Genomic DNA, 14,715 nt, shown 5'->3' with positions numbered 1-14,715 from the left:
ACGTTCGCAAAAGGTGGGGAAGTCAGGGTTGCGGGCGTTGCACACAATCCAACCACCGCGGGCCGGGGGGCCAATACAGGGGATGCAGATGGGCCGGGGCTACGAGGGGAGCTCCGGCCCGACGCATGTCCGGGCATGGCTGGGGCATGGCCCTCGCCGTACGGGGAAGAGAGGCACTATGGGACGCGTACCGCTCGTCGGGCTGGCGCTGGTCGCCGTCGCTGCGATCACCGGATGTGAGCAGGAGGCGGCGGACGAGCCGCATCGGGTTGCCGCCGGAGAGATGATCGAGGGCTCCGGCGTACCGTCCGAGCTCGGTGACCGGCCGGTGGTGATGCTCCCTTCCGGCAAGGTCACATTCACGGTCACCGACCCGATCCGCAAGCTCGACATCACCGACACCCGGCTGACCGAGGAGGTCGAGCCGGACCGCGGCGTCGACCTGGTCGGCGTCTCGTGGGAGCGGGAGCGGTTCGTCTACGTGCGCGACGCGGGGGAGGCGATGGCCGGCGGTGTCCAGGCCGACAAGTCCGAGCCGGTCGGGCTGAGCCTCGCCGCCGACGGCAAGACCTACAGGTTTCCCGACGTGGGGACCATGGACGGCCTCGACGGCTCGTCGTTCTTCCACGTCGGCATCCCGCGGGCCGCGAGCAAGGTGACCCTGGAGGTGGAGTACGACGGACTGGTCCAGGCCGTCGACCTGCGCACCGGCGCGGTCGACAAGGGGGCCGCTGCTCCGCTCTACCGGGCTGAGCTGGCCGCCGGCGCAGAGCCGGACGAGACGGCGGTCTCGTGCCCGAGCGTCGACCGTGACCGGGGCAGGCTGCGCTGGTATCTCTCCTGCCAGGTGGCGCGCGCGGTCGCCGTGCCCTACGTCCCCGGCCACGGCTGGGTGGGCGACGGCCGGACCTTCATCGTGGCCTGGACCCACACCTCACCGGGCAGCATCCACTGGATCATCGACGACAACCGCTACGCGTCATACGCCGCGAAGCAGCTGCGACTGCGGACCACGCTTGACGACATCACACCGGTGGCGACCCTCGACGCCGAGCAGATGAGCTCGAGCGAGGACTGGCTGGTCTTCGATGTGCCGGTCGCCGACGCGCATCGGATGCGGTTCGCCGGCGAGTTCGTCGCGACGCCGACCAAGGCGCAAGGGACCGGTGGCCAGCATCCCCGCCGGCTGACCCTCGACGTGGAAGAGTCGGTCAGGCTCACCGACCCGACCTTCTGAGACGCGAGTCAGGGCTTGAAGGTGACCCCGGTCAGCTTCTCCGACAGCTCCCAGAGCTTGCCGGCCATCGCCTCGTCGCGGGACTTCGCGTTGGATCCGACCTTCTTGGGGTAGCCGCGCAACTGCCGGAAGCCGTCGGGACCGTAGTAGCCGCCGCCGACCGCGTCGGGCGAGGTGGCGGCGTACAGGCTGGGCAGCGCTCCCATCTCGGCGCTCTGCGCGAGGATCCGGTTGCCGACGGCCATCACCTTGTCCTGGAAGGTGCCGGTGTGGGCCTGCAGCCCGGTCGCGGCGTACCCGGGGTGCGCGGCGGTCGCGAGTACCGAGGACCCGGCCGCATGGAGCTTGCGGTCGAGCTCGTAGGTGAACAGCAGGTTGGCCAGCTTGGACTGGCCGTACGCCCGCCACCGGTCGTAGCGCCGGCGCTCCCAGTTGAGGTCGTCGACGTGGATGGTGCCGACGTTGTGCGCGTCGCTGGACAGTGTGACGATGCGGTCGCCGATCCGGTCCAGGAGCAGCCCGGTGAGGGCGAAGTGGCCGAGGTGGTTGGTGCCGATCTGCATCTCGAAGCCGTCGGCGGTGCGGCCCTCCGGCACGGCCATGATGCCGGCGTTGTTGATCAGCACGTCGACCTTGTCGATGCCCTCGGCAAAGGCCCGGACCGACGACAGGTCGGCCAGGTCCAGCGCGCGGACCTCGGCGTTGTCGCCAATCCTGGCGGCGACCGGCTCGGCCTTGGCGGTGCTGCGGCAGGCGAGTACGACGCGGGCTCCGGCCACGCCGAGCGCTTCGGCGGCGGCCGCGCCGAGTCCGCTGTTGGCGCCGGTGACCACGAAGGTCCGGCCGGTCTGGTCGGGAATGTCGGACGCGGTCCACTTGGGCATGACCGCACCATACTCCCGGTACGTTGACCTGTCCTGGCACTCTGTGGAGGTGAGTGCTAACGTCTGATCTGGCACTCTCGCCATGAGGGTGCCAGCGCTTGCGACCAACGGTCACGACCCCCGCGACGGCGTGCCCATGAGGCGCAGGCACAAACTTCGGGAGTCCCAGCTCCGGCTGGGTCCCCGCCCTGATCGCATTGACTAGTGGAGAAAGTGGAGGTTGATCAGAAGTGTCGGTCAACATCAAGCCCCTCGAAGACCGCATCGTGGTCAAGCCGCTCGACGCCGAGCAGACCACGGCCTCTGGCCTGGTCATCCCGGACACGGCCAAGGAGAAGCCCCAGGAGGGTGAGGTCATCGCCGTGGGTCCCGGCCGCTTCAACGAGGGTGGCGACGCCCGCGTGCCGCTCGACATCGCGGTGGGCGACAAGGTCATCTACAGCAAGTACGGCGGCACCGAGGTCAAGTTCGGCGGCGACGAGGTCCTCATCCTTTCGGCCCGCGACGTTCTGGCCGTAGTCCAGGACTGACCTGGCATCCCGCCTGGCTGCGCCGGGGGCGCTCGACGACCGCTTCGCCTTCCAGGTCGCCTTCGCGCCCCCGGCTTGCCAGCCGGGCGCCAGATCACTCCTGGCCCCTTCATTGAAAGGCAATAGCTAATGCCGAAGATTCTGGAGTTCGACGAGAACGCCCGGCGCGCGCTCGAGCGCGGCGTGGACGCGCTCGCGAACACCGTCAAGGTGACGCTCGGCCCCAAGGGTCGCTACGTCGTCCTCGACAAGAAGTGGGGCGCCCCGACCATCACCAACGACGGTGTCACCGTCGCGCGTGAGATCGAGCTGGACGACCCGTTCGAGAACCTGGGTGCGCAGCTGACCAAGGAAGTCGCGACCAAGACCAACGACATCGCCGGTGACGGTACGACGACCGCGACCGTGCTCGCCCAGTCGATGGTGCACGAGGGCCTGCGCGCCGTCGCGGCCGGCGTCAACCCGATGGGCCTCAAGCGCGGCATGGACGCCGCGGCCGAGGCCGTCAGCAACGCGCTGCTCGAGGCTGCCCGTGAGGTGGAGTCCAAGGAGGACATGGCCTCCGTTGCGACCATCTCGAGCCGCGACAGCGTGATCGGCGACCTGCTCGCCGAGGCCTTCGACAAGGTCGGCAAGGACGGCGTGATCACCGTCGAGGAGTCCAACACCATGGGCACCGAGCTGGAGTTCACCGAGGGCATGCAGTTCGACAAGGGCTACATCTCCCAGTACTTCGTCACCGACCCGGAGCGGATGGAGGCGGTCCTCGACGACCCGTACATCCTGCTTCACCAGGGCAAGATCTCCGCGATCTCCGAGCTGCTGCCGCTGCTGGAGAAGGTCATCGCCGCCGGCAAGCCGCTGTTCATCCTCGCCGAGGACGTCGATGGCGAGGCGCTCTCGACCCTGGTGGTCAACAAGATCCGTGGCACCTTCAACGCGGTCGCGGTGAAGAGCCCGGCGTTCGGTGACCGCCGCAAGGCGATGATGCAGGACATCGCGACCCTGACCGGCGGTCAGGTCGTGGCGCCCGAGGTCGGCCTCAAGCTCGACCAGGTCGGTCTCGAGGTGCTCGGTCAGGCCCGGCGCGTGGTGATCACCAAGGACAACACCACCGTCGTCGACGGCGCGGGCGACCACGCCGCGGTCGAGGGCCGGGTCAAGGAGATCAAGGCCGAGATCGAGAACACCGACTCCGACTGGGACCGCGAGAAGCTCCAGGAGCGCCTCGCGAAGCTGGCCGGCGGCGTGTGCGTGATCAAGGTCGGCGCAGCCACCGAGGTGGAGCTCAAGGAGAAGAAGCACCGGATCGAGGACGCTGTCTCCGCGACCCGCGCCGCGATCGAGGAGGGCATCGTCCCCGGTGGTGGCTCCGCGCTCATCCACGCGGTCGCGGTGCTCGACGACGACCTCAAGCTCACCGGCGACGAGGCGATCGGCGTCCGTGTCGTCCGCAAGGCGGCCGACGAGCCGCTGCGCTGGATCGCCGAGAACGGCGGTGAGAACGGCTACGTCGTGACCACCAAGGTGCGCGAGCTCGGCGTCGGCAACGGCTACAACGCCGCCACCGGCGAGTACGGCGACCTGGTCGCCCAGGGCGTCCTGGACCCAGTCAAGGTCACCCGCTCCGCGCTGGTCAACGCCACCTCGATCGCGGGCATGCTGCTCACGACCGAGACCCTGATCGTCGACAAGCCGGAGGACGAGGAGCCCGCCGCGGCCGGTCACGGCCACGGTCACGGCCACTGAGCCCCACCCACGCAACACGCGAGTCGGCGCCAGTTCTCTGAGCTGGCGCCGACTCGGCGTTGGCGGCGTCAGTCGAGCGCGAACGTGGGCCATTTCACGTCGGTGAGGCCATTGCTATGAGTTCCATCGAGCTGGTCCTCTGACCACTCACATCCTGCGAGCAGTCCTCCGACAGCGATTCCGCCGCCTGCCGCCGCTGACCCGAGGGCGATGATGAATCCGACGACTGCGAGAACGACGCCGACGGGGGCGCCGGGTCCGGTGCCGATCGCCATCACGCCGCCGACCATCGCGAGGGCGCCTAGCGCCACGCCGGTGAACATGGCAACGACCGCGGCCCAGAACGCGAGTATGTACATGGCATGGCAGGCGAGGATGTTCGCTATCGAGTTGTAGTACGTGCCAACGATCACGGCGATGGCGCCGAGTTGATCCTCGGCCTTCTTGGTATAGGCAATGGCCGCATCGCCGGACCAGCTCTGCACTTGATTGGCGCCGACCTTCGTATCCGCCAAGAGCTCGTGATCGTCATTGATCTCGTGGCCCGACTTGGTTGCTGGGTTGCTGACGAGCTTCTCCCAGTCGTGCCGGATGCTCATGAGAACGATCGGATTCCCGGGTGATGGCGTCTTCTCGGCGAGCCAGTCCCAGAGCTTCTGGAGGTGTTGAAGCATCCGGTTCCAGACGTCGATCACCCTCCTTGCTAGGAAGACGGGCACGTCACGGATGAGCTCGTTGATCCGTTGCCTCGCCTGCTCGACCCGCTGATTGATCTTCTCAATGAACTCGCGAAGCTTCTCCATCAACTCGTCCATTCCTGCTCCCTCCTCTTCGACTTCGTGTTCACTTCCACTTCCAGATCCTCGCGAGGTCATTCTTGGCTTCCTCGTCGGCGCTTTCGTAGATTCTCCGGATTTCTCGGAGTCGCACTGCAGCGCTCGCTGTCTCCGTTGCACCCCCGCGCACGTAGCTCTCGACGATTCCGCGGAACCGTTCATAGGCCTCGGCTGCTTCCCCGCCGGCAAAGGTCCAAGCCTTCGGGTTCAGAGTGAGTCCGGCCAAATCGTTGGCCGAGGTCTCGAGCCGACCTGCAATCGTGTCCCATCTCTTGGCGTCGCTGGTCAGTGCATCCATCGCCACTTCGAATGACATAGGTGATTCCTCTCAACCGTTCAGGCGTAGATAGTCAGACATTTGCTGAGGGTCCTGGGCGATACGCGCCAGGGCGTCGAACCGCGTGCCGGCGACAAGTTCCGCTGCTGAAGCGTGAGGCCGTGCGCGGGCGGCGCTCGCGATGGCTTCCAACGTCTCGCGGGCGATATTGGCTGGATGGGCGCGAGGCAGCCACTTCTCGTCGAACCGCAGGTCGGTCACCTCGCCCGACAGGCTCATCGTTGCCGACGCACGGCCGGATCGACTCTCGCCGGTCGTCGCCTGCCCGGCCACCGCCTCCACCTCGAGGAAAGCCGAGTCCAGGGCCTGCTCGAACTCCTCGGTCAACCCAAGCAGTCCGGAGATCGTGGCCTCTACGTCGATCGACTCCGGATTGGCCCGCGCAGACTCCACCATCCGCGTCATGATCGAGTCGTCGATGACCGGCATTGGCCTGGCCCGGGTCGGAGCGTCCTCCTCGGTGTCCAGCGCTTCCTCGAGATGCTGGAACTGCTGCTGGCGGGCTGCGGCGTACGCAGCGAGGATGGTCGATCCCAGCGTGTCGGCGCCGATCGCCCGCTCCCAGGCGTTGCTGACCCAGATCCGCTGGATCTGGCCGTCCCTATCGACGGTGACCTCGACGCTCTCGGTCTCATCCTTCGTGGACACCGACGGCATGGCCGCCAGCGCTCGCTCGTAGACCTGTGCGTCGCGATCTATGTCCTCGCGAAGCCCGGCCAGATAGTCCAGATCCTCGTTCATTGCTTGCCCCTTCCGGCCGATCTGCCTTTTCAGTTGCCGAAAGCCTGTCCAGGGCCGCTCTTCGTTCGCTCTTCGCCGCCTGGCGTGACCAGCCTTGGCCGGGGAGTCGGGCTATGCGGGGACGATGTAGCCGAGCTCCGCGAGGACCGCGTGTACGGCGGCGAGGTGGGTGCGGTCACCGGTCTGCTGCATCAGGTGGTACGCCGACCGAGCGGATCGGAGCACGTCTGCGCGGTCACCGTCGGCCAGAAGGGATTGCGAGATCACGACCAGGGCATTGGTCTCGTGCCGGCGAAGCCCGTGCCTTCGCGCCCGCTGCAACACGTTGAGCGCCCGGTCGCGCGCCGCGGTCGGCTGCCCGGCGAGGACGGCCACCGAGGCGAGCCCGAGCGCGGCTTCGAGTTCGTGGAGTAGCCCGCCCGACTCGGAGGCCATCGTGGCGGCCAGCTCGAAAGATGTGCGGGCCTCGGGGAGGTCACCTACTTCGAGGTGAGCCCGGCCCAAGGTCGCCAGAATGGTCGTCTGAAGGTCTGCGAATTCACCCGTGCGGGCTAGCGCCAGGTTGGACGCCGAGAGGTTCCGAGCCTCGTTGTGGCAACCGCGGCCCAGGAGCAGGCGGGCCCGGGTGTTGAGGGTCATGACCTCGCCGAAGATGTCGCCCGCTTCCCGAAAGCCCGCGATCGCGTCATCGACAAGCTGTGCTGCCTCGGCGTACTCGCCGCGCATGACCAGGAGCTCGGCGAGGAGCTCCTCGCCGGTTGGCTTGCTGTTGGGTCGATTGCTAGTGCGCGCGAGCGGCACGGCCTCTCGCGCATGCTCGACGGCATTGCCAAGCTCTCCCAGCCAGCCCTCCACAAGGCTGAGGTTGTGCAGCGCGAGAAACAGCCCGTGGCCGTTCTCAGTGGTTCGTCCGCGTTGCACGGCCATCCGGAACGTCTCCATCGCGGCGGAGTAGTCGCCCACCTTTGCCTGCGCGCCGCCCAGGCTGGAGAGCGCGATCGGCTCCAGGTCGGTCCAGCCGCTCAGGCGAACCAGGTCCAGCGACTTGGCGAACAACTCCGGAGCCAACCGTTGGTCTCCGTCCAGGAGCTGGTAGATCCCTTGGACGCGCAGGAGGGCTGCGCGAGCCCAGCGGTCCTCGCTGTGTTCGCTGGCACGATCGGCGATCTCCACCATGGTGAGCCACTCGGGTGCGTGGCGGGCCAACCAGTACCTGGTGGCCAGCGTCGTCGGCAGGGCTACGGCCGTGCGCGCATCGCCCATGTCGGCGGCCAGCCGCGCGGTGGCTGTCACATTCGCGACCTCGTCCTGCACCCAGCGATCGGCTCGAGCTGCGTCGTTGAAGGGCACGGGCAGGTCACCCTGGGTAGGCAGCGGCAGCAAGACGGCGGACGGACTGAGATGCTCGGCCACGGCCCGCATGCTGTGTCCGTACCAGTCGAGGAGGCGTCGTCGAGCGGCCTCGCGCTCGCCAGCGGATTCCTCCGAGTCGGCGAGCCTGCCGGCGTAGCGGTGGAGCAGGTCGTGGAAGGCGAAGCGGTCGGACGTGACGGGGCGGATCATGTGAGCGGCGGCGAGGCGGTCAAGAAGGCGGCGGGCGGCCTTTGGTGCCAGGTCGGCGAGGGCGCCGACGGCGTACGACGTGAAGTCAGGCCCAGGGAACAGACCGAGGATCCGGAACATCCGCTGAGCCGGCGCGTCCAGCGCGGCGTACGACTGGCTGAACGCGGCCGCCACCGCGCCCGGATTGTCGGCATCGACGCTCAAGGCATCCAGCCCCTCCTCCCCGAGCCGGGCCGCATGGTCGGCGATCAGGTCGTGCGGGTTGACGGCGAGGTTGGCGGCGGCGATGCGCAGGGCCAGTGGGAGGTGGTCGCACTCAACGGCGAGCATCTCGGCCCCCTCGGGCTCGGCGGCTACGCGGTTGGCTCCGAGCATCCGCTCGAGCAGTTCCTCGGACTCGTCTGCGTCGAGCATGTCCACCCCGACCACCCGGGCGCCGTGGTGGGCGACCAGTCCGGTCAGTGTCTCGCGGCTCGTGATCAGCGTGGCGCAGTTCGCGGAGCCGGGCAGCAGTGGCCGCACCTGATCGGCACTTGCCGCGTTGTCGAGTACGACGAGGAGCGCGCGGTCGGCGAGCAGCGAGCGGTAGCGGGCGGCCGCATCCTCCGTGTCGGGCGGGATCTGCTCTTCCGGGGTACCCAGTGCGCGCAGGAAGGAGGCCAGCGCCTCCAGCGGCTCGGCGGGAAGCGCTCGGTCGAAGCCGCGGAGGTTGACCACGAGCTGGCCGTCCGGAAAGCGGTCCCGGTGGAGGTGACCCCATTGCACCGCGAGGGTGGTTTTGCCGACACCGGGTGGGCCACTGACCACAGCGACCGGTGCAGCTACTCGGCGCGCATCGAGCAGCAGCCGGTCGAGCGCAGCCATCGTCTCGGTCCGACCGACGAAGTCCGCGGTCGCCGGCGGAAGCTGGGCGGGTACGATGACCATAGGTCCCGGCCGAGTCTCCGCCAGCCGTGGGTCGTCGGCGAGGATCGCGGCCTGCAATTCTTGCAGTGCCGGCCCCGGATCGAGCCCGGTGGCGTCAGCGAGCCGGTCCCGCGCCACGGCGTACGCCGTCAGCGCGTCCGCCCGCCGCCCGGCCTGGTACAGCGCCCGCATCCAGAGCTCGATCAGCTGCTCGCGGAGCGGGTGCTCGTTCGCGACCGCTTCGATCTCGTCGACGACTTGCTCGGCCCGTCCGCAGTCGAGGTCGGCGCGGATTCGTTCCTGGAAGGCGTGAAGCCGCCGCTCGTCGAGCCGACGGGACCCGGCGAAGAGCGGCTCGACGTCGACGAGGCCGTCGTACGCCGTCTCGCTGCGCCACATTCCGAGTGCCACGTCGAGCATGGCCGCGCGTTCGCTCGCGTCTGTCTTCGTCGTCGCGCTCTCGACCAGTGCGGCGAACTCCTCCGCGTCGAGCTCGCCGGTCTCGACCCGCAGCCGGTACCCGGCGCCCGCGCTGACCACCCGCTCTGCACCCAGGACTCGCCGCAGCTTCCACACCGCGGTCTGGATCTGCTCCCTCGCGGTGCCAGGTGGCTCACCCGACCAGGTCGCGTCGATCAGAGCGTCCACGCTGACCGAGCGGTTGGGCTGCGCGAGCAGCAGGGCGAGGACGACCCGCTGCCGCCGGCCACCGATGGCGAGCTCCGTGCCGGCCACGGTGACGCGCGGCGTACCCAGCACCTCGAATCGCACCGACTCCACGGGCGTCATCATGCATGGTCGAGGGTTCCGTGCGCCGAACGGTCGGCCTCCGGACACCCGATCGGAGGCCGACGCCGCGGGGTGAGGGTTAGCCCAGGTCGGCCTCGGCGGCCTCGGCGGCCTCGGTGCGCCGGTCGGAGCGGCCGGTCGAGACCATCGCCCAGATCAGGAACAACGTGGGCAGTCCGATGATCGATCCGATCAGCACCCCGCCGGTCACGGCCGAGGGCGCCTCGAGCTCGATCATGACCAGGCAGACCGCCAGGATCGCCGTCAGCACCAGGCTGACGACCAGCACGAAAATGTTCCGCTGGACCGCGTAGAACAGGAGGCTTCCGAGGAACCACCCGGCCGGCATCGCAACGAACGAGGGCACGCCCAGCTGCGTCACCGCTGAGCCGATGATCCCGCCAAGACCGAGCCACGCCAGGACCCACAGCGTGATCTTGTTCGACTCGCTCATCTGACCAGCTCCATCTCCGCCAGCACAGTTCTCTTCATGGTGCGATGGTTCCTGGAGGTGCTCTCCAGTCGCTCTTCGCTCGCTTTCCGCCGGCGTCAGTCAGTCAGTCAGGCCGCCATGGGGGTCGCCGCGAGGATCCCGCCCAGGTGGCGGCTGTCATTTCTGAATGGCCGCGCGCGCCCGTACCGCGGGTGCGAACGGGCTCCAGAGGAACCACGTCTGCAGGTCGCGGGTCAGTCGCGGTGGGCCGGCAACCGTGACCGTGCCCGCAGCGGTGGCCTTGGGCAGGGTGGTGATCCCGGAGAAGACCCGCATCAGGTTGACCGGCGTACTCCGCACGATCACCTCGGAGTCGAAGCCGGGATGCTGGGTGCAGACCGAGGCATCGTGGCGTTCGAGGATCAGCCAGAGAGTGGTCGGGTCGGTGCCGGTGTCGGCCTGGAAGTCGAACTCGATCACGACTCGCTGCCCGGGCAGTCGATCGTGGTCCAGACGGCGCGACAGCCACCAGATCAGGGTGACCGGGTCGACGTCCTGAGGCTCCGGCTCGGCGAACATCCAGCGCACCGCCCATTCGCCGATCGACATGATCACGACCTCGAGGTCCCGGCCGGCCGGCGTGAGCTGGTACTCGTGGCCGCGGCCGCCGGTGATCGGCACCCGCTCGAGCACGCCCTTGCGTTCGAGGTGCCGCAGCCGCTGCATAAGCAGGCTCCGGGAGATGCCGGGTAGTCCGCGGTCGATGTCGTTGAAGCGGCGGCTGCCCAGGATCAGCTCGCGCACGATCAACGGCGTCCAGCGGTCGGCGAGCACCGCGCTCGCCAGCGCCACCGGGCAGTACTGGCCGTAGTCACGCATCCGTTCATTGTGCATCCGGCGGTTCAGAAGTTGTACCAGTTGGGTCCAGATCCAGCACTGGGAGCAGGTTCCTTCGCGGACGACGCTTGAGGAAACGTCCAAGGAGAGGAACCACCATGACTGTCACCTTCGATCCCGTCGGCTTCAAGCAGACGACGCGCGCCCAGTGGGAGGCCGCCGCCGACGCCTGGGATCGCTGGGGCCCCACGATCGAGAGCTGGCTCGGACTGGCCACCGACACGATGCTCCGCGACGCCGGGGTCACGACCGGTAGCCGCGTGCTCGACGTCGCGGCCGGCGCCGGCGGCCAGACCCTCGTCGCGGCACGGGCCGTCGGTCCGAGCGGCCGGGTGCTGGCGACCGATATCTCACCGACGATCCTTGAGTACGCCGCGGCCGCCGCGACCGAGGCCGAACTGGCGAACGTCGACACGCTCGAGGCCGACGGCGAGGACCTGTCGGCGGTGGAGGCAGGCAGCTTCGACGCCGCGATCTCCCGGGTCGGGCTGATCTACTTCCCCGACCAGCAGGCGGCCCTCGCCGAGATGTGCCGCGCGCTTCGCCCGGGTGGCCGGGTCTCGGCGGTGGTCTACTCCACGGCCGACCGCAACCCGTTCTTCTCGATCCCGGTCGGGATCATCCGCCGGATCGCCGAGCTCCCGCCGCCGCTGCCGGGCCAGCCCGGGCCGTTCAGCCTCGGGGCGCCGGGTGTCGCGGAGCAGGCCTTCCTCGACGCCGGGCTCACCGACGTCACGGTGACCGCCGTACCTTCCCCGTTCCGGCTGGCCAGCGCCGCCGAGTGCGTGCGGTTCGAGCGTGAGTCGTTCGGCGCGCTCGGGCAGATGCTCTCGAAGGTCGACCAGGCCGGCCAGGAGCGCGCGTGGGCGGAGATCACCGAGCAGCTCACCCAGTTCGAAGGACCGGACGGTTTCGACAGCCCCTGCGAGATGCTGGTCGTCAGCGGGACTTGCTGACCTGGGCGGCGACCTGTTCCGGAGGTGCGTGGACATAGGGTCGGTTGTCATGGCTCTGAGACTTGTCCAGGTGAACTTCAAGGCCCGGGACGACGCGGCACTCGGCGGGTTCTGGGCGGCGGCACTCGGCTGGGGCGTCTCCAGCGAGGGACCCAGCGTGACCAACGTCGAGCCCGCGGGCCTCGACTACCCCGACCCCAGGGTCCTGTTCGTCGATGTCGTCACCGTCCCGGATCCGGAAACGGTGAAGTACCGCGCACACCTCGATCTCGCCACCACCTCGGTGGACCATCAGGCGGAGCTGGTCGCACGCCTGAGGGAGCTCGGTGCGACATCCGCCGACGTGGGCCAGGGCGACGTGCCGTGGGAGGTTCTGGCCGATCCGGAGGGCAACGTGTTTTGCGTCCTGGAGCCTCGACCGATCTACCAGGACACCGGCCCGATCGCCGCTGCGGTGGTCCACTGCGCGGATCCGCGGGCCATGGCCGAGTTCTGGGGCGAGGCGACGGACTGGGCCGTGCACGAGGTGACCGACGATCACGCGAGGCTGCGTTCGGCCCAGGGTGTCGGGCCGTATCTGGAGTTCGTGCGCACGCCCGACGCGGGGAGTGTCTGGACCCGTGTCCATCTCGACTTGAGGCCGTATCCCGGCGACGATCAATCGGCAGAGGTGGCCCGGCTGCACGCCCTGGGCGCCACCGACGCCGACGTCGGCCAAGGCGATGCGGCGTGGAACGTCCTCGCCGACCCGGAGGGAAACGAGTTCTGCGTCCTCACCCCGGGCTGACCTAGAAGCCACACGACCCGGCCCGTATCGACGCATGAGAACGCTGACCCGGCCCGTCTTGACCTGAGAGACCGCCGCCAGCGGAGCCCCGGGTGGGCTGAAAACCGCTTCGCGCTCGTCAGCCCACCCGGCCCGTCTTGACCTGAGAGACCGCCGCCAGCGGAGCCCCGGGTGGGCTGAAAACCGCTTCGCGCTCGTCAGCCCACCCGGCCCGTGTTGACATCAAGCGCGTCAACACGGGCCGGGTCAGCGTCCTGGTGCGTCAACACGGGCCGGGTCGGCGTCCTGGTGCGTCGAGACGGGCCGGGTCGGCGTCCTGGTGCGTCGAGACGGGCCGGGTCGGCGTTCTGGTGCGTCGAGACGGGCCGGGTGGGTTAGCGGGTGACCTTGATGGTTCGGGTGGCGGTGGCGGTGCCACCGGCGCCGGTGACCTTGGCGACGACGGTCACCTTGCCCACCTTGGCCACGCCGGAGCGGAGGGTCAGGATGCCGCCGTTCTTGCCGATCCGCTTGCTGGCCAGGGTCCGGAGGTTCTGGACCAGCTTGACCAGCACCGTCCTACCCGCCGAGGCGGCGACGGCGATCGGCAGGCCCGGGCGGGCCAGCTTGCTCTTGCTGATCTGGCCGGCCGCGACCACGCTGATCGACGGCTTCGCCGCCGGCGGGCCGGGCAGGCTGCTCGGGCTCCGTCCGAGCAGGGTCCGGAACAGGTCGGTCTGGTCGATCACGCCGGTGACGTTGGCGGCCTGCGGACCGGACGCGGCGACCCGGATCTGGGTGCCGGTGTGGTCGGAGCCGACGTCGCTGGTGGAGTAGGCCACCGTCATCGGGTCGCCGTCGGCGGTCTGGATCGTCGCGGTCTGCTTGCCGTCGGTGTTACCGCCGACGATCTGCGTGGAGTGCGCGTGGTCGCCGGTGACCACGATCAGGGTGTCGGGGTTCTTCTCCTGGAACTTCAGAGCCACCTGGACGACCTCGTCGAGCTCGCGGAGGTCACCGATCGCGCCGCAGATGTCCGAGGCGTGCTCCTGCTTGTCGATCATTGCGGACTCGGCCTGGAGGAAGAAGCCCTTCGGGTTGTCGAGCAGCTTGATCGCCTTGTCGGTCATCGCGGACAGGTCGGGCTGGTTGCCGCGGTCGGCGTCCTGGCACTTTGTGGTGTCGCTGCCCGCGCCGGGCGGGGCGGTGGCGACCAGCGGCTGGTAGCGCGGGGTCATGTTGCCGCCGGCGAACAGGCCGAGCACCGGACCGTCCTCGAGCGAGGTGATGCCGTCGAGAGCAGCCTTGTCCTCGACCAGGCGGTACTTGTGCTGGGCCTGGGCGTAGGCCAGCGCGGTCGGGCCGGCGTCGGTGGCCTGGTTGTAGCGGTTCTTGCCGCCACCCATGAGTACGTCGATCTTGTTGTCGACCAGCTGCTCGGCGATGGAGCCCTTGCCGCCGGCCGACTTCCGCGCGGAGGCGCAGGCCGCCATGTCGGTCGGGCCATGGCAGCCGCGCGCGTTGATGTGCGCGCCGGCAGCGGCCGGGGTGGCGTCGGTGATCTCGGAGGTGGTGATGTTGCCGACCCGCTTGCCGGCCTTCTTGTACTTCTCCAGCACCGTCTCGTAGTCGGTCCCCGGGACCTCCGCCGCCGTGCTCGGGCCCTGCGACAGGCGACCGTCGACGGTCTTCTTCCCGGTCGACCAGCCGCTGGCGGTCGGGGCGGAGTCGGAGACGTAGGCGATCTGGTAGTCCGGACCTGGGCCGACCTTGAGGCCGTGGGTGGTCATCGCGCCGGTGAACGGCAGCGCGTCCAGGCCCTTGAAGCGGCCGTCGGCGCCGAGCTCGTAGTTGCGGGCGGCGGTGATGATCGAGTCGTCCATGCCATCGCCGATGATCAGGATGACGTTGCGCGGCTTGGCCGACTTGATCTGCTTGGCGAGGGTGGCGGAGCGGTCGTTGGTGAAGCCCGGCTCGACCGGAGCCGGAGCCGGGATGACGGCGGTCGCGGCAACGGTGCCGACCGCGAGGAGACAGGCCAGGGCGCCGGTGGTGGCGATGGTGCGCTTGTTTCGGTACACGAGCTTTCCT

Annotated in this window: 13 protein-coding genes; 5 read left to right on the top strand and 8 right to left on the bottom strand. The window is 68.8% G+C overall.

Features of this window, described 5'->3' with window-relative positions:
- Positions 1-178: 178 nt before the first annotated feature.
- The gene (locus DDV73_RS14715; protein ID WP_109508013.1) at positions 179-1,237 is read left to right on the top strand and encodes a hypothetical protein; all 1,059 of its coding nucleotides are present in this window, start codon (positions 179-181) and stop codon (positions 1,235-1,237) included.
- Positions 1,238-1,245: 8 nt separating this feature from the next.
- On the opposite strand, the gene DDV73_RS14710 is transcribed toward DDV73_RS14715, so the two are convergent.
- The gene (locus DDV73_RS14710) at positions 1,246-2,121 is read right to left on the bottom strand and encodes an oxidoreductase (protein ID WP_109508012.1); all 876 of its coding nucleotides are present in this window, start codon (positions 2,119-2,121) and stop codon (positions 1,246-1,248) included.
- 230 nt (positions 2,122-2,351) lie between these two features.
- Between DDV73_RS14710 and groES the strand changes: the two genes are divergently transcribed.
- A complete protein-coding gene (gene groES, locus DDV73_RS14705; protein ID WP_109508011.1) occupies positions 2,352-2,651 on the top strand; it encodes a co-chaperone GroES in 300 nt (99 codons plus the stop codon).
- Positions 2,652-2,780: 129 nt separating this feature from the next.
- Positions 2,781-4,400, top strand: a complete 1,620-nt coding sequence (groL, locus tag DDV73_RS14700) for a chaperonin GroEL (protein WP_109508010.1) — start codon at positions 2,781-2,783, stop codon at positions 4,398-4,400.
- A 68-nt stretch (positions 4,401-4,468) separates the two neighbouring features.
- Here the strand turns inward: groL and DDV73_RS14695 are convergent, their stop codons facing one another.
- The 6 genes from DDV73_RS14695 to DDV73_RS14670 form a co-directional block, all read right to left on the bottom strand.
- Entirely contained in the window at positions 4,469-5,215 is a 747-nt protein-coding gene (locus DDV73_RS14695; protein ID WP_109508009.1) for a hypothetical protein, read from the bottom strand.
- Positions 5,216-5,243: 28 nt separating this feature from the next.
- Positions 5,244-5,552 (bottom strand): hypothetical protein, encoded by a 309-nt coding sequence (locus DDV73_RS14690; RefSeq protein WP_109508008.1) that lies wholly within the window; start codon positions 5,550-5,552, stop codon positions 5,244-5,246.
- Between the two features lie 12 nt (positions 5,553-5,564).
- Positions 5,565-6,314 (bottom strand): hypothetical protein, encoded by a 750-nt coding sequence (locus DDV73_RS14685; protein WP_109508007.1) that lies wholly within the window; start codon positions 6,312-6,314, stop codon positions 5,565-5,567.
- A 111-nt stretch (positions 6,315-6,425) separates the two neighbouring features.
- Positions 6,426-9,563: an AfsR/SARP family transcriptional regulator gene (locus tag DDV73_RS14680; RefSeq protein ID WP_161962406.1), complete on the bottom strand. Its 3,138-nt coding sequence runs from the start codon at positions 9,561-9,563 to the stop codon at positions 6,426-6,428.
- 88 nt (positions 9,564-9,651) lie between these two features.
- Positions 9,652-10,026 carry a hypothetical protein gene (locus tag DDV73_RS14675; protein WP_109508005.1) on the bottom strand — a complete coding sequence of 125 codons (375 nt, stop codon included), beginning with the start codon at positions 10,024-10,026 and terminating at the stop codon, positions 9,652-9,654.
- Positions 10,027-10,182: 156 nt separating this feature from the next.
- Positions 10,183-10,884, bottom strand: a complete 702-nt coding sequence (locus DDV73_RS14670; RefSeq protein WP_109508004.1) for a winged helix-turn-helix transcriptional regulator — start codon at positions 10,882-10,884, stop codon at positions 10,183-10,185.
- A gap of 116 nt (positions 10,885-11,000) precedes the next feature.
- Here DDV73_RS14670 and DDV73_RS14665 point away from each other — a divergent pair, with 116 nt between their 5' ends.
- Together DDV73_RS14665 and DDV73_RS29190 are read left to right on the top strand one after the other, a co-directional pair.
- A complete protein-coding gene (locus tag DDV73_RS14665) occupies positions 11,001-11,858 on the top strand; it encodes a class I SAM-dependent methyltransferase (RefSeq protein ID WP_109508003.1) in 858 nt (285 codons plus the stop codon).
- A gap of 70 nt (positions 11,859-11,928) precedes the next feature.
- A complete protein-coding gene (locus DDV73_RS29190; protein ID WP_240617291.1) occupies positions 11,929-12,645 on the top strand; it encodes a VOC family protein in 717 nt (238 codons plus the stop codon).
- A 374-nt stretch (positions 12,646-13,019) separates the two neighbouring features.
- Here DDV73_RS29190 and DDV73_RS14655 read toward each other — a convergent pair whose 3' ends face one another.
- A complete protein-coding gene (locus tag DDV73_RS14655; protein ID WP_109508001.1) occupies positions 13,020-14,705 on the bottom strand; it encodes an alkaline phosphatase in 1,686 nt (561 codons plus the stop codon).
- Positions 14,706-14,715 lie beyond the last annotated feature (10 nt).

This window comes from Nocardioides speluncae, from assembly GCF_003121585.1.
GTDB classification, from domain to species: domain Bacteria; phylum Actinomycetota; class Actinomycetes; order Propionibacteriales; family Nocardioidaceae; genus Nocardioides; species Nocardioides speluncae.
The sequence above is the reverse complement of the archived record's forward strand: the minus strand, read 5'-3'. Positions and strand labels throughout refer to the sequence as shown.